The sequence below is a fragment of the Agrobacterium sp. 22-210-1 genome (genome assembly GCF_053522525.1).
This window is the reverse complement of record NZ_JBNWCI010000003.1, coordinates 33,274-58,244: the sequence shown is the minus strand read 5'-3', so window position 1 is coordinate 58,244 and position 24,971 is coordinate 33,274. Positions and strand designations below refer to the sequence as shown.

Genomic DNA, 24,971 nt, shown 5'->3' with positions numbered 1-24,971 from the left:
GAACACCAACTACGGTGAAGGCAACTATCTGCCGAATTGTTCGAAGACGTCAGCAATATCGCAGATCGGGATGTTGGCGAGGGCCGCGCATAAGAGGATGCGGGCTTTCGGGCCCTGCAGACGGCCAGCGAAAATAGCCCCGGCATCCTGCAGATCTCGCCCTCCCCCATCACCGTAGAGCGGGAGCACACGTCCGTCAAAACAGCGAGACGTAACCACGGTGACGACGCCATTCCCGGTTGCTCGGTCAACCGCAGAGACGATCTCCGGCGTGGCATTTCCGCTGCCGAAACCTTGAAGGACGATGCCTCGCGCCCCGGAATTAACAGCTGCTTCGAAAAGTCGGTCATCACACCCCAGGGTAAGAGTGATGAGATCGACCTTCGTTTCTAGAGTTTTGACCTTGATTGTCGGAAAGCCCCATGGACGACGTGTGATCGACACCTTGCCACGATCGACTTCGCCCACCGGTCCGGAACTTCGCGCGCCAAAGGCCTCGACAGCGAGGGTGTGAATTTTGGTCACATCGAGGGCCGACAGTATTTTACCTGAGAAAACGACGAGTGGACCAAGGCCGGCGGCATCGTCTAACGCTGCAACAGTGATGGCATCTGCAAGGTTGCGTGGCCCATCAGCGTCGGGTTCATCGGCACCACGTTGTGAGCCTGTGAAAATGACCGGCTTTTGCGTGGTGAGAGCGAGGCGCGACAGGAACGCACCCTCTTCAAGGGTGTCGGTCCCGTGCGTGATGACGCAACCGTGGATCGCCTCATTATCAAGCAGTTCATCAACGCGGCGCGCCAGCCGCAGCTGCATTTCGAGATTGATCCGATTGCTGCCAACAATGCTGAACGCCTCATGGATGATGTTGACGTCCGGTGCGAGCGACCCCATCGCCGCCAAAAGCTCATCACCGCCAGCAACGCTGATCAGTGCCTTAGCCACGGCGTCATAGCGGGAGGCAATCGTGCCCCCCGTCGACATCAGCAGGATCGTTTTTCTGGCGGCATTTCCTGCGCCCATAGGTCGCTCCAAGGTGCTTTGCGTTTGCTCGACTGCTTCGTCTTTATCAAGCCGCGCCTAGTGGAGGATTTGTCGTAGAAACAGCCGTGTTCGATCATGCTGTGGATCATCGAAGAATGCACCCGGTTCAGCGCATTCGACGATTTGTCCTCGATCCATAAAAATGACGCGGTCTGCAACGCGGCGTGCAAAGCCCATTTCATGGGTAACGCAAATCATCGTCATGCCGTCTTGAGCCAAGCCGACCATCGTGTCCAGAACTTCCGTCACCATCTCTGGATCGAGCGCAGATGTCGGTTCGTCAAAGAGCATGATCTTTGGGTTCATGCAAAGCGAGCGAGCAATCGCGGCACGTTGTTGCTGCCCTCCCGAGATTTGGGAAGGATATTTGTTGGCGTGGTCGGAAATTCGAACCCGAGAAAGGTAGGCCATGGCGATTTCGGTTGCCGCCTTCCGGCTCATACCACGCACCGACATCGGTGCGAGCGTACAGTTTTCAAGAAGCGTCAGATGAGGGAAAAGATTAAAGTGCTGGAACACCATTCCGACTTCGCGTCGCACCTCCTCCACGGATTTCGCATCTTCTGTCAGCGCGATCCCGTCAACGGCGATATTCCCGCTTTGAAAGGACTCCAGGCGATTAAGACAACGGATGAGGGTCGACTTACCCGACCCGGACGGCCCGCAGATCACCACCCGTTCGCCCCTCGCCACGTCGAAATCGATATCCTTGAGCACCTGGAAATGCCCGTACCACTTGCTGACGGACCGCATGACGACCGCAGCGTCAGTAGATTTAGCCGGCATGAGCATTCTTAAGCTCCTCATTTTGCATTGCTTGAGGGATTGCCATACCCAAGGGGTCTAATAGGACCTCAAGTGCGTCGACACCCAATCCGAGCGACAGAGCGACTTCCAGGACGCTTCGTCTTGAGGCGAGCGCTTGCTTGGCGATATCCGCAGCCTTGGTGTAGCCGACGACCGGCACGAGTGCCGTAGCAAGTGAGATGCTGCCGAGCGCACCGTCGCGGCACCGGCCAAGATCGGCCTCAATACCGCAGACGCATCGATCGGCAAGATTGGTCATTGCTCGTCCGAGTAGCCGCATCGAGGTCAGAAGATTGTAGACGATCAGCGGCTCGAATGCGTTGAGCTGCAGCTGTCCTCCTTCGGCCGCCATGGTGACCGCCAAGTCGTTGCCGACCACCTGATAGCAGACCTGGTTCACGGATTCCGGGATAACCGGATTGACCTTACCGGGCATGATCGACGAACCAGGTTGCACCGGTGGTAGTCGTATTTCACCCAATCCGCTTCTTGGCCCGCTGGACAGCAATCGAAGGTCATTGCAGATCTTGGAAAGCTTCACTGCGATGCGCCGCAGGATACCGGAAAAAGTCACGAAGGCGCCGGTGTCCCAGCTGGCTTCGAGAAGGTTGCTTGCAGCCTTTAACTCGTGGCCCGATATCGTTGAAAGTTCTTCGATTGCACGTTTGGCATAGGCATTCGACGCGTTTATGCGCGTGCCGACAGCCGTGCCACCGAGGTTCACCTCCTGAAAGAAGGAAGCGACTTCCTCGAGCCGCGCTGTGTCTTCCCGGAGTGTTGCAGCGAAAGCTTCAAACTCCTGCCCCAGCGTGATCGGAACGGCATCTTGCAATTGCGTGCGGCCAATCTTCACCACATTGGAAAACTCCCGCCCTTTTGCCTCAAAAGCTGCGATTAGGGTGGCGAGAGCTGCCTGAAGGTCTGCGCGGCTAAGCAGGAGCGCCAGTCTTATCGCTGTCGGATAGACATCGTTCGTGGACTGGGACATGTTCACATCGTCGTTGGGGTGAAGTGTCTCGTATTCCCCCTTTGGTCGCCCAAGATGCTCAAGCGCTCGATTGGCGATAACCTCATTTGCGTTCATGTTACTCGATGTTCCCGCACCTCCCTGAAACACGTCAACGATGAACGGATCAATCAGACGTCCTTCGATGACGTCGTTACATGCCCTAACGATTGCCGTGCATTTGGACTCGGTTAGTTGTCCTGCAGCATGGTTCGAGATGGCCGCGGCCTTCTTGACCATAGCAAGAGAGCGAACAAGGGTTGGAAAATGGCTGAGCGCGATATCGGAAAGCGAAAAATTTTCGATGGCGCGTAGCGTCTGGATGCCAAAATAGGCATCAATCGGGATTTCTCGCTCGCCGAGGGAATCCCGCTCGCGCCGTGTACGCGAGCGATTGTCTGTCTGTTCAATCATGATGCTTCTCAGGCTGCTACGTGGGCGGGTCTTGCTGCCGTCGTAGGGGCTGCTTCGAGTTCCGACTTTGTACCGAAATAGTCGGCCCGGACCGCAGCTCCGATCAGGTTTACAAAGAACCGCCCTGCTGCGATCGCCGTCAGTTGGTTGACATCCTTGGACGGCGTTATCTCGACGATGTCCATTCCGACGACTCGCCCCTTTTTAACCAGGCCGTGCAGAAGTTTACGGGTTTGCGCATATGTCACACCAGCAAGCGCTGGGCCAGCGACAGCGGGCATTACCGACGGATCGATGCCATCTGCATCAATCGTAATGTAGTAGCGTCCCCCATCCGGAATGCGGTCGAGGATGGCGTCCATACCGACATCGTGAAGTTCGTAAGCCGTGATGATGTTCGAACCATAGGCCTTGGCAGCCTCATATTCTTCAGGGCGGGCAGTCCCCTGGGCACGGATACCGATCTGGAAGATGTCTTTCACATGCGCCATTTCGGAGGCACGGCGGATCGGGCTCGAGAGGCCATCATGCACTCCATTGATCTGGTCGCGCCAATCGAGATGGGCATCGATCTGGATCAGTGTGATCGGCCCCTGATCATCATAGGCGCGCAGCACCGGGATCGGGATGCCGTGGTCTCCACCGATGATGAGCGGCAGCGCGCCGGCAGCCAGAATCTTTCGGACGGCGGCTTCCGCATTGCGCGAATGAGCAGCAGGATCCTTCGGATCACCAACCACATCGCCGCAATCCACTGCCTTAATCGCACGGTCGTCATAGAGCGGACCACCGATATCAAAGTCGTAGCGGTCAAGGTTCCGGACTGCCCGGTCAGTCGCCTGCCGAACGGCCGTTGGCGCACGCGTCTGGTCGTTCGTTACTTCGTCTATCGTATATGCGGATCCGTAGGGGATACCGAGAAAGGCGATGTGAGCATCCAGTGAATCAAGATCCGTATGCACCTTGGAATAGAGCATGCTCGTGTGGCCATGCTTCGGTGCTGAGGTAAGCTGCTTGGTCATTTCAGTGTCCTTTTTAGTGAACATGCGGTTTCGCAAGGGACGAAGAACCATCGTCCGGGATTGGCTGGTCGGATGTGATCTGCGAGAGGAATTCACGCAGACGCGGATTGGTTGGATTGACGAGCACGGTTTTGGATGGACCGGCTTCTGCAACGACACCCCGATCGAGGAAGATCACCCGGTCAGCGACATGACGCGCAAATCCGATTTCGTGGGTCACAATGACCATCGTCATGCCGGACTCGGCCAACTCCCGGAGAAACACCAAGACCTCCTTGACGATCTCAGGATCGAGTGCAGAAGTCGGTTCGTCAAAAAGCATCAGTTCCGGGCCCATTGCCAGCGCGCGTGCAATTGCGACGCGTTGTTTCTGGCCACCTGAGAGCTCCGACGGAAACATATTGGCTTTGTCGCGCAAACCGAAGCGCTGCAGCAGAGAGAGGGCTTGCTCTTCCGCTTCTTCACGAGAGCGCTTCTGAACTTTAACAGGTCCCTTGACGATGTTTTCAAGGACGCTGAGATGCGGCCACAGATTGAACGATTGGAAGACGAAGCCCATTCTTGGACGCCTGCGGTCAATCTCGCCATGGGTTTGCATGCGCACGGTACCATCGGACTTCGGCTCTCGGCCGATGTAGTCGCCTGCGACTTCGACAAAGCCACTATCTGGAAATGTCAGATGATTGATGCAACGCAGAAGCGTGCTCTTGCCGCAACCGCTTGGCCCGATGATGCACACCACTTCGCCGGCAGTGACTTCGAAACTGATGTCGCGCAACGCAGTGGCGTTTCCGAAGGTCTTGGCGAGATTGGAAACCTTTAGGAGAGTCTTGCTCATGCTGGCCTCCGTGCGCCGATCAACAGATATTTGTCCGCTAGACTGGCTCGCGACTGATTGGCGCCTTGAGCGGCTCCAAATGCTTTTTCCGTGCGGTGCATGAAGTGGGCGAAAATCGCGGTGATTATCCAGTAGATCGCAGCAGTGGCCAGGAAGACTTCGAAAGGCGCGAAGGTCTCTCCCTGTACGACAAGACCCTGATAAGTTAGTTCGCCTACGGTAATGGTGCTGAGTACCGAGGTTTCTTTGACCATCGAGATACTCGTGTTGGTCGAAGGAGGCAGAAGCAGGCGGACGGTTTGCGGGGCGACGATCTCCCACATTCCCTGGAAGTACGACATGCCGATTGCCCGCGCTGCCTCCATCTGCCCTTTCGGAACGGCAAGGATCGCACCGCGGATGATCTCGGAGAAGTAAGAGCTCGCGAAAAAGGCGAGCGCGATCGTGCCGACTATAGCCTCTGGCAAACGTACGTTGACGAACGGCAAGCCGTAAAAGAACAGGTAGAGGACCACGATAAAGGGGATGTTGCGGAACCACTCGACATAGGCTGTAGCGATCCAGCGAAGTGCCCGACGATGGGACAGTGCCATCAGCGCAATCGGGATGGAGATCAAGAAACCGGTCGCTACGGCTACGGCCGCACTGGCAATCGTAAGCCACGCGCCTCGTGCAAAGAGCGTCCAATTATCGAGAATGACGTTGAAATCGAAGGCCATGGCTTAACCCCTACGCGCTGCAAAGCGCGTCTCCAGAAATCTGCCGCTCTGGCTGATGACAAAATTTACGGCAAACAAGATGATGGCTGCGGAAAGCAGAGTTTCGAGCGGCCTGAACGAAGCATTCGCGACTTGCTGCGCGGTGCGAAGCACTTCGACCACAGTGATCACGGACAGCAGAGCTGTCCCCTTCACAATTGTGGTTAATTCGTTGACCAGCGGCGGCATGATCCGAATATAAAGCTGCGGAAGGATCACCTTCGTCCAGATGACCTTTCCCTTGATTCCAAGAGCGATCGCCGCTTCGACCGGACCGGAATCCATGCCTGACAATCCGCCACGCATGATTTCGGTGATAAATATCGAGCTGTTAAAGGCAATAGCCAGGATACCCGCCTGGATCGGCGAAAGGTCAAGTCCGAGAGCTGGCAAGCCGTAATAGAACAAGAAAATTTGCACAAGGATCGGCGTACCTCGGATGAAACTTATCATGACGCCGATCGCTGCGTTAAGCGATGCAATGCCCAGTGTGCGTAGGATGGTCAACGCCGTCCCACCGATCAGCGCAAGGACCATCGCGACAACGGCAATGGCCAAGTTGATGCCCATGGCGGGCAGAAGTTGGGGAAAGGCTCCGCTCAGGGCGCCAACGCTGAAGTCCATCGTCGTCTCCTCCGACGTCGGGGTGGATTGATAGCCTGAATTGCTTAGGCGTTTTCGGGACGCAGAGAGGCGCTTCAAGCGTGTGAACCGGAAATGGCCCCGCTCATCCGTTGAGCGGTGATCGGGGACCGTTAGGGACCGTTAGCGAGCGCCTTCGGGAAGATAGTCCTTCTCAGGCAGATCATAGGTCATGCCGAGCCATTTTTGCTGAAGTTCTGCCAACTTACCGCTCTGTTTAAGCTTGAGAAGCGCGGTATTGATCGCATCGCGAAGATCCTGATCCTCGGGACGCACGACCCAGGCATTATAGCTTGGCACCACAGCGGCTTTGCCCACGAGTTCGAAGATGCCGGGTCTTTCGTTCATCAAGTTTTGTAAAACCGGCAGGCCCGCAAGTGCAGCGTCCGACGTACCGTTGGCGACGGCCAGGAATGAGTCATTGAAAGTTGGGAATAACTTGAGCTCGGCGAATCCGCCGCCGGCGGCCTGCAGGCGTTTATCAAGTGCCTTTGCGACCGGATCGACAGCCGAAGCGAGTTGGGTTGCCACAACCTTGCCCCTCAGATCCTCAACCGTCTTGATCTCTCCGTTACCGGTTTTTTTCATTGCGTAGGCGGTGCTGTCAGCAATCGGCAAGGTGTAGGCGTAGCGTTTAGCGCGTTCTGGATTGATACCGACAGACGTTGCTACGAAATCGAACTTGCCAGCGATTAGTCCAGGCAGGATTCCCTGGAACGGCAGATCCAATTGTTGGACCTCTACGCCCCATTGTTTGGCAATCTCGTCGAGCACATCTCTGCCAAAGCCGACGATCTTGCCGTCCTTGATGAATTCAAAAGGCGGATAGGCTGCCTCGGTTCCTACGGTTACCTTTTTTGTACGCTGAATTTTTTCGAGCGTTGTTTCAGCCAAGGTGGGCGCGGCGTGAGAAGCCGCGCAGGCCAAGCCTATTGCCAAAATGCCAAACAAACGTCTTTTGAACATGTGGTCATTCCTCCAAAAACCATGGTGACGGAATACCAATGACGCGTTCCCTAAGCAAACATAATGCGTTCAGGACATCTTAGGTTAGGAACGCCAAAAGCGGTCGCATTGGGGTCTTTCTCGGTGCCAATAGCGGATGAACAGGTTCACAAACTAAAAAGAAAACAATTGGTTGTTTCACTTCTCCCCTGTCGAGAAACTAGAGAACCTCACGTTGCCGACAGGTTGACGATGACCGATATTTCTGAACTTTATGCGTTGAGATCATGATATGGAGGTTTTGGTACAGTGAAAGCGCCCGTGAGCGATCCGTCGGTCATCCGCCGCCTGGGATTTGATCTCCAATCCCTCGAAATCTTCGTGACGGTCTGTCGAACCGGCAGCATGACCACCGCCGCCACACAAACTGGAATGACGCAATCGGCAGTCTCGCGTCAAATTCTCAACCTTGAGCAGCGCCTTGGTGTGACGCTTTTCGAGCGTGGCTCGCGGCCGTTGAAACCTACCCTTGCTGGCCAGAAGCTCGTCAGCGCTGCCGACCACCTTCTTGCTGAGGCTGCGGGCGTACCGGCTCTTCTTCAGAGCGTTGATGCCGGGATTATTCCCCAATTGCGTCTTGGCTTGATAGACTCCCTTTCCGACCCGCTGGTCCCTATTCTTATCAAGTCGCTTCGCGACCGAGTGGCCTCTATTTCGGTGGCGACGGGTTTTATGGAGCCACTTCGGCAGCGCCTGTTGAAGCGCGAGCTCGACGCCGTCATTTCCGCAGATCCCTTCGACGATGTTGATGGCTTCGAAAGATTCGAGCTCTTCGCGGAGCAATTCGTGGTCGTTGCTACACGCGGCGAAGCGCCGTTTGGGGACGAGATCGAGTTCCGCAATTTTGCTCAGCGTTTCCCGATCATCCGCTCGGGCAGTACGACAGGGATAGCTCAGCGGGTCGATCAGCATTTTCGGCGCATGCGACTGGAGGTGCCGCACGCATTCTCCTGCGAGACGATCGAGTCTATAATCAGCCTTGTCGCGTCGGGCATTGGATGGTCGATCCTCACGCCGGTCTGCGTACGCAAATGCGTCGCTCTCGCCCCAGCGATCCAGGTTCTCCAATTGCCTGGTGCGGGATTTTCCCGACACATTTATCTTGTCGTCCGACGGGGAGAGTTTGGAAGTTTCGCCAAACAACTTTCCACGCTTTGCAAGAGGACAATCCAGAAGCACTACATGCCACAACTCGTAGCGATCGCGCCTTGGATGGCGTCAGCGATCACCGTCTCACAAAATTAGCTTGGCGACCTACTCCGTTCGAAACTCAGAAGGCCGCGGCGCCATTCACGGCACCACGGCTATTGCAAGCTCACCCGTGACGGGCCGAGAAATTAGCGAGGGATATCAACCGGTGCGGCACCTCTGGCACCGATGGTTGTCAACGTATTAACCGCCTGATTTCCGATTGCGACCGCAGCCATACCGTTGCCGGAGATCGAGACCATCGAGCCGCTGACGCCCTCGGACATGGATGCACCGAAGCGCCCGGTGGCCGTCGCAGAGACCGGGCCGCGGTTTTCCTGCGTGTTGCTGACCATTGCCACGGCCACACCTTTTGCGACAAAGGCATTGAGGGCGGCATTGCCATAGGCAGATGCTGCGCCGGAGTTTTGGGTGTTGCCGCTCTGGCTATCCGTCGTGCAGTCGCAATTTAGCGCCATGCCAGTGTTGAGGCGGGTTTGCGCCGCGACTGCGCCCGAGTTCAATTGCCGGTTTGATAGGACCGCGCCAACCACTGGCTGCGCGGGAATGGCCGCAGTCAGTTGCGGCGTGTCATCCCCCGCCCTCTGTCTGACGCCAAATCCGGCAGTGACGCCCATGCGATTTTCAGCGAAATTGCCGTGCGCCAACGACGAAGCGTTGTTGTGATCGACTTCGAGCCTGGACTGAAACGCACCCCGACCGTCGAGGTTTAGTGCTGTGTCTGAGCTCGCGGAAACAAGAGCGGAATTTGTCTGCAGACTGTCGAGGACCGGTTGGCTTCCTGTGACAATCGCCGCATCAACTTTCACATTGTTGAGAACACGATTGCCGCCCGCTTCAGAGATTGTGCTGTTGTCATGCACCAGCAGCTTTGAGCTCTGCACAGCGAAGTTGGCGTCGCTCTTTCCAAAATGACTGACAGCATCGGCTGTCACGCTCCCGGTAGATGTCTGCGAACTTGACAAGAGCGATTTGCCGGAGAAATCGACAACGTCAAGCGATAGCGTGTTCGAGGCGTCGTTCATGCGGGCGCGCGCGGTGTTCGTGTTAGCTGAAATGGTAACGTGGGAATTGCCGACTTCACCGGGGACAGAAATGGTCATGTCAGACAGGGCATACACGATGTTGTCGCCGACTTGATTGTTGCTGAGGAGAGCGAATGGTCCCGGCTCAACGGTGCCATCGCCATCCTCGGCATGGACGGTGCTGGCCGTCAACGTGCCTAACCCGGCATTGCCCGCGATTTCGGCCGACTGGCGATTGCCGTCGAACATCAACATCGTGGCCCAGGCTGTGGATGCACCGGTTTTCACCGTGTAGACGCCATTGGCAGTCGCTTGCGTCGCAATCGGCCTTCCGTCGTCGGCCCATGCCTGTTGTAATGTCTGGTGAGTGATAACGGTGTGCTGACCCTGCAAGTCTGCCGCAGGAGCAGGTGAAGCGAGGGCGCCAGCCAACACTGCGACGGCAGTGCTCGCGATAAGCGTGGTTGTGAGGCGTGAACGGAGGTAGGTCATACGGATCTCCTTTAAAAGTGGCTCGAGAATGGATGCGTGGGATGAAAAGCGGTGCGTGCGACGGTCACGGCAGCGAACCGAGAGTGGTGAGGCGGGCCGTCGAGCGGACCCTTGCCTGTGGATCACTAACCATCGAAAGGGTCATTCCTCGCGAATTTACACTTTGCCGCGCAGCCACCGGATCGTCGTTTGAATGGGGTTTCTGGCCGGGTCGCAGTCGAGTTAAGCACGCCTCCGGATCGGAGCGAAGAACTGCACCGACAAGGCGAAGCGTTGCTTCCTCCAGCGCTGTGCGGATGCCGAGCTGGAGCGGCTCCTGTCCCTTTGCGCCGATGTTGATGTCGAAGAGACTTGAGCCGAAGAAGCGGAAGGTCCCGGCTCCGATCTCATAGCCGGTGTATTGCTTGGTGAGGCTTACCGTCTTCTGGACAATCAGCGAGCGCGTATCAACGATACGCAGATCGATCGCGACGGACTGGGTGAAGGTACGCATCTTGGGTCCGATATTGTTGATACCGATTTCGGCCCCGCTGGAATGGAGATCGTAATTGACCTCGGTTATTCCGCCTACGATGAAGTAGTCGGAACCGATCAGCGACCCGCCAAAATAGGGTAGCCACCTAACTGGATCGCCCTTCTGCCCCGGTAGTTTATGGGTCTCTCCGTCACCAAGCTGTCGCTTGTCCATCCATGTGAGCTCTCGCTCGGCGACGGCCGGATCGAAGCGTTCGGCGAGGCGCACGCGATCTCCAAGTTTCCCAAGCGCCGAGGTTACCATCAACGCGCCACCTTGAGTAACAGCATTGCCCTCAAGGTTTGAGAACTTGCCGGTGTAGTCGCGAACGTCGCCGACACCGATGACAGGTGCCTTTGCCTTTGCGGGCAGTCCTGCTCGATAGCAGGCGAAGACGGGATCAATCGGCGTACGATTATCGCGGACAGGCGGTCCCACTGGTTGGACGGCCTCTCCAGCTGCCATTTGTTCAGTACGGATCGCAGTGCAGGCGGCAAGCGACAAGCCCAGAGCGCCGAGGGCAGCGAAACGTAAACCGGTCGCCTTCATCGCGCACCTCCGAAGCTGCAACCGTTTGCGCCAGAGACGCTCGCATGCTGCGCACCGCTGTTGGTCTGGGTAGAGTTAAGGGCTTGTGTCGGACTTCCGCTGACTGAGGATGAGGCCGATCCGTTGACGGCAGACGAAACCGTGCCACCGTTCGACTGCAAGCTTTTCGCGTGGTCCCCTGCGCTTTTTTCGCCACCATTCAGAGTGGTGTCGGCGTCGTTTCCGGTCGCGATTGCATTAGGGCCGACGACGGACGGCGAATTGGCGGTGGCTCCTTGCGAACCCTCATTGCCGACCGCGCTTGCGGACACGCCGCAGTTATACTGACGCTGGATTGTCGTCGTATAGTTTGGCGCACGATATGCTCCCCCGCGCCTTTTTTCCAAAAGATCGAGCACGAACGCCTGATTGGCGCGATCCGCCGAGGTCTTGAACTGCCAGCCAAAGCTTTCGCCGTAGTTGTTGGCAAAGGATGGCGATGCAAGGATGGATTGGATGGCAATGCCACCAAGGAAAAGTGAGAGGAGAACTGGCGCGTTAGGCCGGCCACTTTTTACAGTATCTTGTCTGGTCATTCGTGTACCTTTCTTTGAGGGATGGCAGGGGGAGCGCGGCGGATTTTGGCGAAGCCGCGATCTGTAGCGATGAAGCGTTCGAGCATTGGGACGATCAGGCGCACGGCATCGGCGAGCGGTTGCCCTGCGTCACGGGCAAGGATCTCGGCGTAGGCACAGAGGTCGCGATGCAGAGAAGCCGGCAATTCGACGGTGACCTTGACGGGCTTGTCGTCCAGGATTGGGCCGAGTTTCAGTTTGGTCATGGCTCGCCCCGGTAGGGTTCGAGCACGAGGTCTCTCGTTACAATGACGCGAACCGGAAAGCCGGGTCGGACGGTTAAAGTTGGAGCGATGTCGAGCTGGCGGCCAACAATTTGGCGACCGATCTGGCTGAAACTATCGGATGAGCCCTGCCGGATCGCCCGGACGATATCGCTGTCCTGGTTAGAGGAGCCGAATTGAGAGCCCATTGATAGCAAGGTCGAAAGCGCCGCGGACTTGAACAGCTCACCCCAGTGATAATCAACGCCATCTTCCAGGCCGGCATAGCCTTGAGCATCGGCACCCGGTTGCCGTTCGAGGACGATCGAGCGGCCATTCGGAAAGATGAGCCGGCTCCATGCGAGCAGAATCCGACGCTGTCCGAAACCGACATCATTGTCATACTGTCCTATGACGCGTGTACCTTGCGGTATCAGCAGGATCCTGCCGGTCGGGCTGTCATAAATGTTTTCCGTCACCTGTGCGGTGATCTGGCCGGGCAAATCGGACCGGATGCCTGTGATGAGCGCGGCAGCGATGACTGAACCGGCCTGAAGGATGTTGGAGGATGCTGGCGCTGCAATGCGATCCGCCGCAACCGTACGCTTGTCAGGTGTCTGGTTGAGGAAGGCGAGTTGTCGATCCAAAGCTGTGGGCGTCGATGGTTGCGGCCCAAGGCCAAGGCTCGCCAGATCGTTCGACGGCAAGCGGGTCGCGTCCATCATTGTCTGCGGCGTTTCCGAGTTGGTTGGGCGCGTTTCCGTCTGCGCGAAGAGTTTTGCGACACGCGCGGCCTCCATTTCCTGAAGACGGCGTTGCTCCTCGGCGCTGAGGCCCGGATCAGGTTTATCGACCGGGGAGGCTGTGGTCTGCGCATTGAGGATCGGACGGCCAAGATCGCCGGGCAGTGGTGGCCCGAGTTTCGGACCCGTATAATCTTTCGGCAGCCCGGCAAGCCCATCCGGTGTCGTGCGGTTGTCGGTGGAATAAAGCTCCTGCCCGTCACCGGAATGGCGCGTCTGCAGTGCGTAAAAGAGTGTCCCACTGATGAAGAGACCGCTCGCCGTGCCGAGACCTATGATGACGCGACGCGACAGTCGAGTAACCCGCGGCGGGATGGGGCGCAGCCGCATTGGAGCGACCGGCTCGCCAGTCAGTTCGCGCTCGACCCCTTCACTTTGTCCGGATCCCGTCGCACTCATGATGCCGGCCTTCCGTCTGTGCGCGAGATACGGATGCGCTTTTGATTCCTGTCTGCGCCAAAGCGGAGTTCGGCAGCAGCGAACAACCGATCCACGATCATGTAATTCGCCCGTACCCGATAATTCACCAATTCAGATGTCGCGCCTCCCGGCCCAACAACGAATAGCGGTGGCATCTCTCCTTGAGCTATGCCGCGCGGGAATTCGATGAACACCTGCTTGCCGTCATCGAAGGCGCGCAGTGGCTTCCACGGGGCGCGGTCGCCTGTGATTGCATATCGGAAGTTGACCTTAGAGAGATCGACGCCAGTGGAGACGGGCTGGGCGGCTTCGGCTTGCGCGTTCTGGCGGCGCAGCGCAATCAGCTGATCCTGCGGATATTGCCATGAGACCGACGCCATGTAGGTTGAGGGTGTCGAGCGCAACTCCATATGGTAGGTGCGGCGATCGGTATTTATGACAAGGTTGGTCACCAAATCCGCGCGGGTGGGCTTAACGAGAATATGGACCCGCTTGCCGACCCCCGTCCCGCTCTCGGTGTCGCCGATGATCCAGCGAACAGTGTCACCAGCAGCGACCGGGCCAGAGCCAACAAGTTGCTCGCCAGGTTGCAAGCCGACATCGGTGATTTGCCCCGGCGAAGCATAGACCTGGTACAAAGCTCCATCGACGAACGGATAGACCTGCATTGAATTGATGAAGCCGTTGCGGACAGGTTGAACGCGGGCAGCGGCGTTCGCTTCATTGACGCGTATTGCAGGATCAGCGGCTTCCGGGACAGGCTTGCCGTCTTTGCCGAGCGGCTTCAGTTGACCAGGAAGCGGTAGAGGCTTGGCAAGCTCAACGACTTGCACCGGCTTGGGTTGATCGGCTCTTTGGATCGCGGGAGTGGCATCGTCATAGGTGATGTCAGGTGGCGGTGTATGCCCGGCGCATCCTGTTATTGAAGAGGCCGTAAGCAGAAGAACAGCGATCGACACGCTTCTGAGATCCGGCTGTCGCTGAATTGAAAACACCGGATTGATATGCGTCGTGATGGCTAAACCTAAACCCTGCAGGCGGGCTTTGCGAAGCGAGGGCGTCATTGTGCGAGTTCCTTCGACCAGTTGATGGCGTTGATGTAGATGCCGAGCGGATTGGCCCGGAGTTTTTCGGGGTCGCGCGGTGTTTGCACGACGACGGTGAGAATTGCGGACCAGCGTTCGGTCGAGGCCAGGGAGCCGTCCTGATAGGTCCGCTGCACCCAAGCGACACGGAACGAGTTTGGTGAGGCGCGGATCACGCTCGAGACATCGACGGCAACCTGCGTCTTACCGACCTTGGAAAATGGATCGTTTTCGCGGGCGTAGTCGTTCAGGGCCATTGCGCCGGCTTGGGTGGTGAAATCGTAAGCACGCAGCCAGTTCTGGCGGACAACTACCGCATCGGCGGGGATCGAACGGACCTGTTCAATGAAGCGCGCCAGTTGGAAGGCGACTTGCGGGTCGGACGGTTTGAAATCGGCAGTTGCTGGCGCGACAGCCTGCGCCTGTCCGAGTTTATCGATCTGCACTATCCAGGGGACGACGGAGCCATTGAATGACTGCCAGACGAGCGCACCGGAGAGCCCGGCGGAAAGGATCAGCGAACCAAAAGCCATCAACCGCCAGTTCTTGGCCTGGACTCGCGCGGAGCCGATGCGGTCGTCCCAAATCTGGGCTGCCCGATGGTAGGGTGTGTCGAGTTGTGGGGATTTGCCGTAATGCGTGGAAGGTCGTTTGAAGATGTTCATGGCTCATTCGCTTTGATCGAGGTTGACGGAGGTGCCGCCGCCATGGGCGTCACCGGATTTCACGGCGTGTGTTGCGACCTGGATGCCGTGAGAGAATTTCTGTGAGCGCTGCATTCTCTTCGCCCAGTTGGGCTGGCCCGCCGCATTCAAATGCGCCGCGGAACCGACGGACGATGCAGATGTGCTTTCGGACGCGCCGCCCACCGTACCCATGGTCGTGGTGCCTCCGGTTTTCTCGACCGCGGCGAACTTTCCGGCCTGCCAGGCCGACTTCATGCCTTCGTTGAGCTTTTCAGCGGCTGGCTTCAGCGACGACGACGCAGCCGACATTCCCGCTCTGGCTACCCCGCCGAGACCATTGGCCACGGTAGACGAGCGCGGACCGGTAGATGCGCCGAGACTGTAGGCAGCAGAGGCACCACCGGCGAGTTCAACACCGGCGCGGGCAGCAGCAGCTGTTCTGGAGAAAGCAGCACCGGCACCGCGAGCTCCAAAACCGACGCTGGCCATACCAGCAACCGCGAGACCGCCTACGGCCAGACCTGCTCCGGCCGCGGCTCCTGCTCCAAGCTGGGGACCGCCGGAAACGAGGCCGTTGGCGATACCTGGACCGAATATGCCGAGGCCGAGCAAGGAGAGCGCCGCAAGCACGATCGCCATAGCGTCGTCGATAGATGGCGTGTTGTTGCCAAACCCTTTGGTGAACTCGGAGAAAAGCGTCGAACCAATGCCAATCACGACAGCAAGCACCAGAACCTTGATTCCGGAGGAGACTACGTTGCCAAGGACACGCTCGGCCATGAATGCAGACTTGCCGAATAGACCGAACGGGATCAGCACGAAGCCGGCGAGTGTCGACAGCTTGAACTCGATGAGAGTGACGAAGAGCTGAATGGCGAGGACGAAGAAGGCGAGAAGGACCAATGCCCAGGCGAAGAGCATGCAGACGATCTGTATGAAATTCTCGAAGAAGGATATCCACCCCATCATGTCGGAGATGGAAGCGAGAAGCGGCCGCCCCGCGTCGAGGCCGGTCTGAGCAACCCTGCCGGGGTGCAGGAGGTCGCTTGGCGAAAATCCAGTGCCTGAAGCCTTCAGTCCGAGCCCGGAGAAGCTTTCGAAGACGATTTTCGCCAGATTGTTCCAATTGCTGATGATCCAGGCAAAGACGCCGACAAACAGCGTCTTCCTCACGAGTCGCGCGACGACATCTTCATCGGCACCCCAAGTCCAAAAGAGTGCTGCGAGCACCACGTCGATCACGATCAGCGTTGTGGCAATGAAAGCCACTTCCGGCTTGAGGAGCCCGAAGCCCCCGTCGATGTAGCGAGTGAAAACTTCAAGGAAGTGGTCAATGACGCCTGAGCCGCCCATGAGATCACCGTCCTTCCGGCGCAGCCGGCGCGTGCTGGCGACCGAGAAAGCGGTCGCGTGCCTCCATCCAGAGCTTGCGGCACCCGGCGTCTTGAATTGCCGCTTCCCCCATATCGCGGCACTGGCGTAATGCGGCGCGGAAGGGGTCCGCAGCGATATTTGTTGGAGGGGCCAGCGTGCGATAGAGCGGCAACTCTGGCTCATCGCGTGTCAACTCGATGACGGTGACGCCGATTGCCACGCAGACAAAGAAGATGGCACCGGACTGTAAGAGGGTCTTGGCGTGCATCAGAAGCCCCCTAGTTGCCGTAGAACATTTTTGCCGACCCCGGCTGATAGCCCGCGCCCGGTGACAAGAAGCGGCGTCGTTGCTCGCGGCCCTGCTCTGCTGCGGCCGACCGCTCGGCATCGGTAAGTGCCTGCGCGCGACCATTCGCGGCAATCACTGCAACGAGATCGGTGAGCTGCTGTGACTGAAGCGCCAAGAGCTGGTTGCCAGCTTGCGTGGCTTGCAACGCACCGGTTGCGTTCTGGCTGGCATCGACGATCCTCGACATCTCCGCGCGATTTCCGTCAATGTTTCCGACGACACCGGCCTGCACCTTCAATGCGTCTTGAAGTCCGCCGACGGTGTTACGCCAGCGCGATCGGGCGTCGTCGACAAGCTGCTGGTCAGAGGCCGACATGGATGCCGTCGAATATTTTTGGCTGAAGACCTGGTCGATTTGCTTTACGTCGAAAGCGATGTTCTGCGCCTGATTGATCAGCTGTTGCGTTCTCTGGACTGACTGCTGGATTTCCTGAAGCGACGAGATCGGGAGGCTCGCCAGATTCTTTGCCTGATTGATCAGCATCTGTGCCTGGTTCTGCAGGCTGGTGATCTGATTGTTGATCTGTTGGAGCGCCCGTGCGGCCTGAATGACATTCTGCGCATAGTTAGAGGGGTCGAACACGGTGAGTGCGTGAGCCTGCCGCGAAATGCTGGGGGCGATCATAACTGGTGACAAGAGCAAAGCAGCGACGAGCCGTGCCGCGCAGGAGCGACGATGGGTCATTGGGGTATCTCCAGATTTGTAAGGTTTGGGATCAGGTCGGCGGCCCAGGAAACGCCGCGTTGGCGTAGCCAGGCATCGAGAAATCCATCCGGACCGTGTTCATCCAGCACTGATGCGATTTTTGCCTGATCGGTTTTCGACGATGCTGCGCAGATGGCGAGCGCGACTTCCGAAAGACCAAGCTCGAAGAGACGGTTTCCATGTCGGGACTGGCAGTAGTAGTCACGCTTGGGCATGGCCCTGGCGACAATCTCGATCTGCCGGTCGTTGAGGCCGAAGCGGCGATAGATGGCGGTTATCTGCGGCTCGATCGCCCGTTCGTTCGGAAGCAATAGCCGTGTAGGGCAGCTTTCGATTATCGCCGGTGCTATAGCTGAACCATCAATGTCGCTCAGCGATTGGGTAGCAAAAACGACGGACGCATTCTTCTTGCGCAGCGTCTTCAGCCACTCACGTATCTGTCCTGAAAACCCTTCATCATCCAGCGCCAACCAGCCCTCGTCGATAATGAGTAGCGTTGGCGATCCGTCGAGTCTGTCCTCGATGCGATGGAAGAGATAGGAGAGTACGGCGGGTGCCGCTTCCGTTCCGATCAGGCCCTCTGTCTCAAATGCCTGGACAGTGGCGGTCCCCAGATGTTCGATTTCGGCATCGAGCAACCTGCCCCATGCGCCCCCGACGCAATACGGCCGGAGCGCCTGTTTCAGGTCGTTGGATTGAAGGAGGACGCAAAGTCCAGTGATCGTTCGCTCTTCGATCGGAGCGGAAGCGAGCGAGGTCAAAGCTGTCCAGATATGTTCCTTTACTTCCGGGGTGATCGGCACGCCCTCACGCGTGAGGATCGCGACGATCCAATCCGCGGCCCATGCCCTTTCCACAGTGGTGTGGATGCGAGCGAATGGCTGTAGGGAAACGCTGTCGGTGCTACTGTCGGTAAGACCGCCGCCGAGATCGTGCCAGTCGCCGCCCATAGCAAGCGCTGCGGCACGGATTGAGCCACCAAAGTCGAAGGCAAATACTTGCGCGTTTTTGTATCGGCGAAACTGAAGTGCCATAAGCGCAAGCAGGACCGATTTACCCGCGCCCGTCGGACCTACGATCAAAGTGTGCCCGACGTCACCAACGTGGAGGGAAAACCGGAACGGGGTCGACCCTTCAGTCTTTCCAAACAGGAGCGGCGGCGCAGAAAAGTGCTCATCCCGCTCTGGCCCGGCCCAGATTGCGCTTAGCGGAATGAGGTGGGCAAGATTCAGCGTCGAGACAGGTGGCTGCCGCACATTTGCGTAGACATGGCCGGGTAGACTTCCAAGCCAGGAATCCACGGCGTTGATCGTTTCAGCCATGACGGTGAAGTCGCGACCCTGCACCACCTTTTCAACCAGCCGCAGCTTCTCTTGAGCGGTGCGGGGATCCGCATCCCAAACTGTAACGGTTGCCGTCACATAGGCGATGCCGGCGTAATCCGCTCCCAGTTCCTGCAAGGCTTCGTCGGCATCGCTGGCCTTATTTGCGGCATCGCTGTCGACCAGCACGGATTGTTCGTTGGTGAGAACTTCCTTGAGAATCGCGGCGATTGACTTGCGTTTGGCGAACCATTGGCGGCGGATCTTCGTCAGCAGCCTGGTCGCATCGGTCTTGTCGAGCAGGATTGCGCGGGTAGACCAACGATAGGGGAAGGCCAGGCGATTTAACTCGTCGAGCAAGCCGGGTGTTGTCGCGGTTGGAAAACCGGTGATCGTGAGGATACGGAGGTGCTGATCGCCAAGCCGGGGCTCCAGACCACCAGTCAGGGGCTGGTCGGCAAGGAGCGCGTCCAGGTACATTGGCGTCTCGGGAACCCGAACACGATGGCGATGCGTAGAGACGCACGCGTGCAGGTAGGTCAACGTTTCGCCGTCGTTGAGCCAATGGCATTCAGGCATGAAGGCCTCAACCAGCCTAAGCAACCTGTCAGTACGGTCCGCGAAGCCAGAAAGCGCCTCGTGAGGATCGACTCCCGCTTGATCGCGTCCCTCGTAAAGCCAGCTCTCGGCACGGGCCGCGTCCTCTGCCGGTGGTAGCCAGACAAATGTCAGGAAGTAGGATGACTCGAAATGTGCATTGCCGGTCCGGCGATCATCCACGGGAGAAGGTTCGGCCTCGCCTTCAAAGTCTGCCTTGCGCTCTGCGTCAACCAGTGCGGAGGCAGGGTCCGGAAAGCGGCTATCTGGATAATGCTTAGAAGCGTGGCGTTCCGCCTCCACGAAGATCGCCCATCCGGAGCCAAGGCGTCGGAAGGCATTGTTGAGGCGGCCAGCGACGGCAACAAGCTCGGCAGGGACTGCGCTGTCGAGATCGGGTCCGCGAAAGCGTGCGGTGCGTTGGAAGCTTCCGTCCTTGTTGAGCACGATGCCTTGGCCAACCAGCGCCACCCAAGGGAGGAAATCGGCGAGGCGGGTTGCGGTCCGACGGTATTCAGCGAAGTTCATCATCAGGAGCGCTCCCATCAAACCGACAGGTGCGCGGGGATGCGCAGATGCCTGCGCACCACCTCAACGAAGAGGGGATCGCGGCGAGCCGCCCAAACGGCAACTAGATGTCCGATCAGCCAGATGGCGAGGCCGACCAACCAGAGGCGCAGTCCGAGACCTACCGCGCCAGCGAGCGTGCCATTGAGTATTGCGATGCCGCGGGGTGCGCCACCGAGTAGGATTGGCTCGCTGAGCGCCCGATGGAGAGGTATGGAAAAGCCCGGCACGTCGGAGGTGTGATCAACGAAGCGTGCCATCAGACGAGCGCCCCACCACCGAAGGAAAAGAAGGAAAGAAAGAAGCTCGACGCCGCAAAAGCGATCGACAGGCCAAAGACAATCTGGATGAGGCGACGAAAACCGCCTGACGTGTCGCCAAAGGCGAGCGCGAGCCCCGTTGAGATGATGATGATAACAGCGATGATCTTGGCGACTGGACCTTCGATAGACTGCAGGATCTGTTGCAGCGGCTGCTCCCAGGGCATTGACGAGCCGGAGGCGTAAGCTGGAGCGACGACCAGCACGCTCAATGAAGCGACTGGCATGGCGATAGCGATGCGTGGGCAACGGGAGGGGAAGCGCAAAACGCGCGGAGGCTGGGTCACGAGTGTTCTCCGATTGAGGTTGGCATGAAGAGTTGTTGAGAAGGGTCCGTTGCGCCCACAGAAAGCGCAGCAGCGCGTACGGGCACGACGTGGTAATCGCCGTCGGCACCGAGACCCTCAATGCGAGTGAGCTCTGACAAGCGGCGCTGCGAACCACGACCTGTGAGGACAGCCACGAGATCGATCGTCTCGGCGATCAGCGCGCGTGGCACGGTGACGACCGCTTCTTGGATGAGTTGTTCCAGACGACGAAGCGCGCCGATTGCACTTCCAGCGTGGATCGTGCTGACGCCGCCGGGATGGCCAGTGCCCCACGCTTTGAGGAGGTCGAGCGCTTCGGCACCGCGCACTTCGCCCACCGGAATACGGTCGGGCCGAAGTCGTAGCGATGATCGAACGAGGTCGGAAAGCGAGGCGATACCGTGTTTTGTCCGCATCGCTACAAGGTTCGGCGCTGCACACTGCAGCTCGCGGGTATCTTCAATGATGACGACGCGGTCGCCGGTCTTAGCGACTTCTGCGAGGAGCGCGTTGGTGAGCGTTGTTTTGCCTGTTGAGGTGCCACCAGCCACAAGTATGTTGGCGCGGGAAGCGACAGCCTCACGCAACATGTTGGCTTCGTGTTCGCTCATAATTCCTGAGCGGACGTAGTCTTCAAGGGTAAACACGGCGACCGCAGGCTTGCGGATTGCGAAAGCGGGAGCTGCCACGACAGGAGGAAGGAGCCCCTCGAAGCGCTCTCCCGTTTCGGGCAGCTCAGCGGATACGCGTGGGCTTCCGGCGTAAACCTCTGCGCCAACATGATGCGCGACCAGTCGAATAATTCGTTCGCCATCGTCCGGAGAGAGGCGCTCACCGCTATCCGAAAGTCCTTCGGCCAGTCGGTCGATCCAAATACGCCCGTCCGGATTGAGCATCACCTCAACAACAGAGCGGTCCTCGAGGAAGCGGGCAATGGCTGGTCCAAGCGCGGTGCGCAGCATCCGCGCGCCGCGTGTGAATCCATCCTTATTGTAATGAGCCACCACTGTCCGATCCCCAAGGTTTGCCGGGGAGGAAACAATCGCTCCCCCGATGGGGATGATTAAAAGAGCCCGAATTTGGGCTAGTTCAACAAGTATCTGGTGGCTTGCGGGGACCGGCGGGAGAAGGCGAGAATCGGCGCGGTTGGGAATTTCGGGCGCCTAGAGCCACCGCAGCAATTCTTCAGAGTTTGGTCATTGGCTTTAGGCCGTCAGCCAACCGGTTGACGTGTCACGTCGCTCGTTCTCACGAAGACCTAGAACGATGTGGCAGCCGAACTGTCGCGCGTCTGTAGCAAAGCGGTGAGGCGCACCGAAGCAACGGCGGGAACCATAATCTTGTTTCCTGGAGTTGCGAAACTCATTCTGGCTCCCTTCCCCGTTTCGCATCGATGTCGCGCGACCGCTCCCTGAGAAAACGATCCCCAGTCGCAAGCCTACGACCGAGCGACTGAAGAAATCGCTCAAACCGCTCGTTGCCTTTCGCGCGGGCTGATGCTTCCGCACTGTCAGGTAAAGGCGGTGTCAGAGTCATCCAGAAACGAATGAACAACGAAAGTGTCTCACCGAGGATAGCGAGGTCTTCATCCAACCCCTCAATCTGGCGGCCCATTCGATCCATGCGGCGGGCAAACACCGCTTCCAGGCGTTCTGACGCGTCTGCCGAGAGGAAAGAAGCAACGGCTGCTTCGATCACGGCCGATTTGGAAACGTTGCGTCGGAGCGCCAGCCCTTCAACCTTCTTGAGCAAGTCCGGGGCGAAATAGACATTCATACGAGTTTTGTTTTGCATGCTATCGATCCTCACAATTCGATCCCGTCATCAGGGTCCATCGCCGCACGTCGAGCATTCGAAATAACCTGGACTCGGAGGCGACGGGCCTTGGCGGCATCGAGATCGGGATCCTCGTCAAGGACGTCAAACTCGTTGAAATCAGGACGCGGTTCCGGGGCGATCTCTTCATATTCCGGGAGTTCAGGTTCGCGTCGAATACCGGAATTGGCCGGGTCAGCGAACGTGCCATTCCAATCGACCTGGCCAGAGTTGGGCGACGTGGCTTGGATCACCCGTGTGGACCAATCATCATTCGGTGCTGGCGCGGACGTTGCCGCAACGTTCGGCATTGGCGGTGGCAGAATACGTTGACGGAAGCGGCTATCTTCGTAATAGCGCGCCTTCTTGGCTCGGACAGGCGGCACGCCTGCTACAAGCAGCAACTCGTCAGTCGACGGAAGCTGCATGACCTCTCCAGGCGTCAGTAGTGGCCTAGCAGTCTCCTGCCGCGACACCATCAGGTGACCGAGCCAAGGCGATAGGCGGTGCCCGGCGTAGTTGGTTGAATCGCGCATCTCGGTCGCGGTACCGAGGGCATCAGAAACTCGTTTAGCGGTGCGTTCATCATTCGTGGCGAATGCGACGCGCACATGACAATTGTCCAGTACGCTATTGTTCACACCGTAGGCTTTCTCGATCTGGTTGAGGCTTTGCGCAATAAGAAAGCTCTTGATGCCGTAGCCAGCCATGAAGGCGAGCGCGCTTTCAAAGAAGTCCAGCCGACCCAAAGCCGGAAACTCGTCCAGCATTAAGAGAAGGCGATGCCGGTCCGCCGACCCCCTCAGATCCTCTGTAAGGCGACGGCCGACCTGGTTGAGCAGGAGGCGGATGAGCGGTTTGGTGCGGTTTATGTCGGACGGTGGGATGACGAGGTAAAGGCTGACCGGCTGTCTACACCCTACCAAATCTGCGATGCGCCAGTCACATCGAGCCGTCACCTTTGCAACGACCGGATCCCGGTAGAGACCGAGAAACGACATTGCTGTAGAAAGTACGCCTGACCGTTCGTTGTCGCTCTTGTTCAGTAGTTCGCGGGCCGAGGATGCGATCACGGGATGGACGCCGCCGCTCCCCAAATGCGGGGTGCTCATCATGGCTCGTAGTGTCGCCTCAACGGGACGCTTTGGATCGGAAAGGAAATTTGCGACGCCGGCGAGTGTCTTGTCCGTCTCAGCATAGAGGACATGCAAAATCGCGCCGACCAGAAGTGAATGGCTGGTCTTTTCCCAGTGGTTCCGCTTATCGAGCGCGCCTTCGGGATCCACGAGGATGTCGGCAATGTTCTGGACATCGCGGACTTCCTTGTCGCCTCGCCGCACCTCTAACAAGGGATTGTAAGCCGAGGAGCCTGGATCGGTTGGATCAAAAAGCAAAACGCGGCCATGTTGCGCCCGAAAACCCGCTGTTAATCCCCAATTCTCGCCTTTGATGTCGTGAACGATAACGCTCCCCGGCCAAGTGAGTAGGGTGGGTACGACGAGGCCGACGCCTTTCCCGGATCGGGTCGGAGCGAAGCACAGCACATGCTCTGGCCCATCGTGACGGAGATACTCATGTTCCAGACGCCCGAGCACGACGCCATCTGAACCCAGCAAACCAGCAGCACTTATTTCATCGTGTTCGGCCCACCGTGCAGAGCCATAGGTGGTGATGTTCTTCGCCGCTCGCGCGCGAATTACCGAAAGGCCGATGGCGACAACGATTGCGATCAGACCGCCGGATGCCGCGATGCAAGCGCCCTCTACGAAAATCGACGGCGCATAGGCATCGTAGCAATACCACCACCAGAAGAAGATCGGCGGATAGTAGATCGGCCAGCGTGCAATCGAAAACCATGGCGGGCCGAGCTGGGTCTGAAAGCCCAAGCGCCACGCCGTCCATTCCGTAGCGATCCAAATCGCCGCAAGCACGATCAACAGAACGGTGGTGACTTGTCCCCACAGGACACGGCTTCCGGACATAGAGAACTCCAATCGCTAACGATGCGGAGCCGATCAGACAATAGCTGTTAGATGGAGATGCAAGAGACGATATCTGCCATGCGGGTATCGGTTACAATTGAGCGGAAAACGGAAGGTCAGCGTACCTTAGGTCGCGCCTTAGCTGCCGCCCGCTCGAGCAACTTGCGATAGCCTGTCGATGTCATCCAGCGCGCGCGATCTAGATGGCTGCACCAACAGGACCGTGTGCGCTCTGCTTCTGCGATCGGGTCACGGTGGAGCACAACCATTGAGACATCCTGCCAATCGGCCCCCTCCTGTTCGGCGTCCAGGAGGCGCAGATAAGTTATGAAATGTGCCTCGTCATAAGCCGTGATCACGTCCGCGGTTGGCGCATGGTCATCTACATCCGGGTCAAGCTCGGGACGCTCCCGCATTGCACGGCACTCCAGGGACGTTTGGTCCCGCTAAATCCCAAAATGGGATAATCCTAAAACAGGATTAGCGGAACGGTTT

At 58.2% G+C, this 24,971-nt stretch carries 26 protein-coding genes; 1 reads left to right on the top strand and 25 read right to left on the bottom strand.

The genetic code is table 11. The features are described 5' to 3' along the window. Window positions 1-24 precede the first annotated feature (24 nt). The 8 genes from ACQZ5F_RS18635 to ACQZ5F_RS18600 form a co-directional block, all read right to left on the bottom strand. Complete coding sequence (locus ACQZ5F_RS18635; RefSeq protein WP_448730670.1) at window positions 25-1,023, bottom strand: asparaginase; 999 nt, start codon at window positions 1,021-1,023, stop codon at window positions 25-27. Window positions 1,024-1,080: 57 nt separating this feature from the next. After that, window positions 1,081-1,836: an amino acid ABC transporter ATP-binding protein gene (locus ACQZ5F_RS18630; RefSeq protein WP_448730669.1), complete on the bottom strand. Its 756-nt coding sequence runs from the start codon at window positions 1,834-1,836 to the stop codon at window positions 1,081-1,083. Further along, entirely contained in the window at window positions 1,820-3,271 is a 1,452-nt protein-coding gene (locus tag ACQZ5F_RS18625) for an aspartate ammonia-lyase (RefSeq protein ID WP_448730668.1), read from the bottom strand. Before ACQZ5F_RS18625 ends, ACQZ5F_RS18630 begins: the two co-directional genes overlap by 17 nt. 8 nt (window positions 3,272-3,279) lie before the next feature. Next, window positions 3,280-4,293 carry an agmatinase gene (locus ACQZ5F_RS18620; RefSeq protein WP_448730667.1) on the bottom strand — a complete coding sequence of 338 codons (1,014 nt, stop codon included), beginning with the start codon at window positions 4,291-4,293 and terminating at the stop codon, window positions 3,280-3,282. A 13-nt stretch (window positions 4,294-4,306) separates the two neighbouring features. Next, window positions 4,307-5,131 (bottom strand): amino acid ABC transporter ATP-binding protein, encoded by an 825-nt coding sequence (locus ACQZ5F_RS18615; protein ID WP_448730666.1) that lies wholly within the window; start codon window positions 5,129-5,131, stop codon window positions 4,307-4,309. Further along, window positions 5,128-5,850 carry an amino acid ABC transporter permease gene (locus tag ACQZ5F_RS18610; RefSeq protein ID WP_448730665.1) on the bottom strand — a complete coding sequence of 241 codons (723 nt, stop codon included), beginning with the start codon at window positions 5,848-5,850 and terminating at the stop codon, window positions 5,128-5,130. Before ACQZ5F_RS18610 ends, ACQZ5F_RS18615 begins: the two co-directional genes overlap by 4 nt. Before the next feature lie 3 nt (window positions 5,851-5,853). Further along, window positions 5,854-6,513 (bottom strand): amino acid ABC transporter permease, encoded by a 660-nt coding sequence (locus tag ACQZ5F_RS18605; protein ID WP_448730664.1) that lies wholly within the window; start codon window positions 6,511-6,513, stop codon window positions 5,854-5,856. A 141-nt stretch (window positions 6,514-6,654) separates the two neighbouring features. Continuing rightward, entirely contained in the window at window positions 6,655-7,497 is an 843-nt protein-coding gene (locus ACQZ5F_RS18600; protein WP_353415496.1) for a transporter substrate-binding domain-containing protein, read from the bottom strand. 300 nt (window positions 7,498-7,797) lie between these two features. On the opposite strand from ACQZ5F_RS18600, the gene ACQZ5F_RS18595 reads away from it, so the two are divergent. After that, complete coding sequence (locus ACQZ5F_RS18595; RefSeq protein ID WP_448730663.1) at window positions 7,798-8,781, top strand: LysR family transcriptional regulator; 984 nt, start codon at window positions 7,798-7,800, stop codon at window positions 8,779-8,781. Between the two features lie 92 nt (window positions 8,782-8,873). Here the strand turns inward: ACQZ5F_RS18595 and ACQZ5F_RS18590 are convergent, their stop codons facing one another. The 17 genes from ACQZ5F_RS18590 to ACQZ5F_RS18510 form a co-directional block, all read right to left on the bottom strand. Then, complete coding sequence (locus ACQZ5F_RS18590) at window positions 8,874-10,262, bottom strand: hypothetical protein (RefSeq protein WP_448730662.1); 1,389 nt, start codon at window positions 10,260-10,262, stop codon at window positions 8,874-8,876. Window positions 10,263-10,326: 64 nt separating this feature from the next. Continuing rightward, window positions 10,327-11,325 carry a CsgG/HfaB family protein gene (locus ACQZ5F_RS18585; RefSeq protein ID WP_448730661.1) on the bottom strand — a complete coding sequence of 333 codons (999 nt, stop codon included), beginning with the start codon at window positions 11,323-11,325 and terminating at the stop codon, window positions 10,327-10,329. Next, complete coding sequence (locus tag ACQZ5F_RS18580) at window positions 11,322-11,900, bottom strand: hypothetical protein (protein WP_448730660.1); 579 nt, start codon at window positions 11,898-11,900, stop codon at window positions 11,322-11,324. Before ACQZ5F_RS18580 ends, ACQZ5F_RS18585 begins: the two co-directional genes overlap by 4 nt. Further along, the gene (locus tag ACQZ5F_RS18575) at window positions 11,897-12,145 is read right to left on the bottom strand and encodes a DUF2274 domain-containing protein (protein WP_448730659.1); all 249 of its coding nucleotides are present in this window, start codon (window positions 12,143-12,145) and stop codon (window positions 11,897-11,899) included. Before ACQZ5F_RS18575 ends, ACQZ5F_RS18580 begins: the two co-directional genes overlap by 4 nt. Then, complete coding sequence (locus ACQZ5F_RS18570; protein ID WP_448730658.1) at window positions 12,142-13,344, bottom strand: TrbI/VirB10 family protein; 1,203 nt, start codon at window positions 13,342-13,344, stop codon at window positions 12,142-12,144. The genes ACQZ5F_RS18575 and ACQZ5F_RS18570 overlap by 4 nt, the downstream gene beginning before the upstream one ends. Then, a complete protein-coding gene (gene trbG, locus ACQZ5F_RS18565) occupies window positions 13,341-14,429 on the bottom strand; it encodes a P-type conjugative transfer protein TrbG (protein ID WP_448730657.1) in 1,089 nt (362 codons plus the stop codon). The genes ACQZ5F_RS18570 and trbG overlap by 4 nt, the downstream gene beginning before the upstream one ends. After that, window positions 14,426-15,115, bottom strand: a complete 690-nt coding sequence (trbF, locus tag ACQZ5F_RS18560; RefSeq protein WP_448730656.1) for a conjugal transfer protein TrbF — start codon at window positions 15,113-15,115, stop codon at window positions 14,426-14,428. Before trbF ends, trbG begins: the two co-directional genes overlap by 4 nt. A gap of 3 nt (window positions 15,116-15,118) precedes the next feature. Beyond that, window positions 15,119-16,489: a P-type conjugative transfer protein TrbL gene (gene trbL / locus ACQZ5F_RS18555; protein WP_448730655.1), complete on the bottom strand. Its 1,371-nt coding sequence runs from the start codon at window positions 16,487-16,489 to the stop codon at window positions 15,119-15,121. Between the two features lie 4 nt (window positions 16,490-16,493). Continuing rightward, window positions 16,494-16,778, bottom strand: a complete 285-nt coding sequence (gene trbK-alt, locus ACQZ5F_RS18550; protein ID WP_448730654.1) for a putative entry exclusion protein TrbK-alt — start codon at window positions 16,776-16,778, stop codon at window positions 16,494-16,496. A 10-nt stretch (window positions 16,779-16,788) separates the two neighbouring features. Next, window positions 16,789-17,544 carry a P-type conjugative transfer protein TrbJ gene (gene trbJ / locus ACQZ5F_RS18545; protein ID WP_448730653.1) on the bottom strand — a complete coding sequence of 252 codons (756 nt, stop codon included), beginning with the start codon at window positions 17,542-17,544 and terminating at the stop codon, window positions 16,789-16,791. Next, entirely contained in the window at window positions 17,541-20,015 is a 2,475-nt protein-coding gene (gene trbE / locus ACQZ5F_RS18540) for a conjugal transfer protein TrbE (protein WP_448730652.1), read from the bottom strand. Before trbE ends, trbJ begins: the two co-directional genes overlap by 4 nt. A 14-nt stretch (window positions 20,016-20,029) precedes the next feature. After that, window positions 20,030-20,311 (bottom strand): VirB3 family type IV secretion system protein, encoded by a 282-nt coding sequence (locus ACQZ5F_RS18535; protein ID WP_112980779.1) that lies wholly within the window; start codon window positions 20,309-20,311, stop codon window positions 20,030-20,032. Continuing rightward, window positions 20,311-20,598: a TrbC/VirB2 family type IV secretion system protein gene (locus ACQZ5F_RS18530; protein WP_112980778.1), complete on the bottom strand. Its 288-nt coding sequence runs from the start codon at window positions 20,596-20,598 to the stop codon at window positions 20,311-20,313. Before ACQZ5F_RS18530 ends, ACQZ5F_RS18535 begins: the two co-directional genes overlap by 1 nt. A gap of 56 nt (window positions 20,599-20,654) precedes the next feature. Beyond that, window positions 20,655-21,641 (bottom strand): P-type conjugative transfer ATPase TrbB, encoded by a 987-nt coding sequence (gene trbB, locus ACQZ5F_RS18525; protein ID WP_448730964.1) that lies wholly within the window; start codon window positions 21,639-21,641, stop codon window positions 20,655-20,657. A 400-nt stretch (window positions 21,642-22,041) separates the two neighbouring features. After that, window positions 22,042-22,473, bottom strand: coding sequence for a ribbon-helix-helix domain-containing protein (locus ACQZ5F_RS18520; RefSeq protein ID WP_448730651.1), 432 nt, complete (start codon window positions 22,471-22,473; stop codon window positions 22,042-22,044). Between the two features lie 11 nt (window positions 22,474-22,484). Continuing rightward, window positions 22,485-24,476: a conjugal transfer protein TraG gene (locus ACQZ5F_RS18515; RefSeq protein ID WP_448730650.1), complete on the bottom strand. Its 1,992-nt coding sequence runs from the start codon at window positions 24,474-24,476 to the stop codon at window positions 22,485-22,487. 116 nt (window positions 24,477-24,592) lie between these two features. Next, window positions 24,593-24,892 carry a DNA -binding domain-containing protein gene (locus tag ACQZ5F_RS18510; RefSeq protein WP_448730649.1) on the bottom strand — a complete coding sequence of 100 codons (300 nt, stop codon included), beginning with the start codon at window positions 24,890-24,892 and terminating at the stop codon, window positions 24,593-24,595. Window positions 24,893-24,971 lie beyond the last annotated feature (79 nt).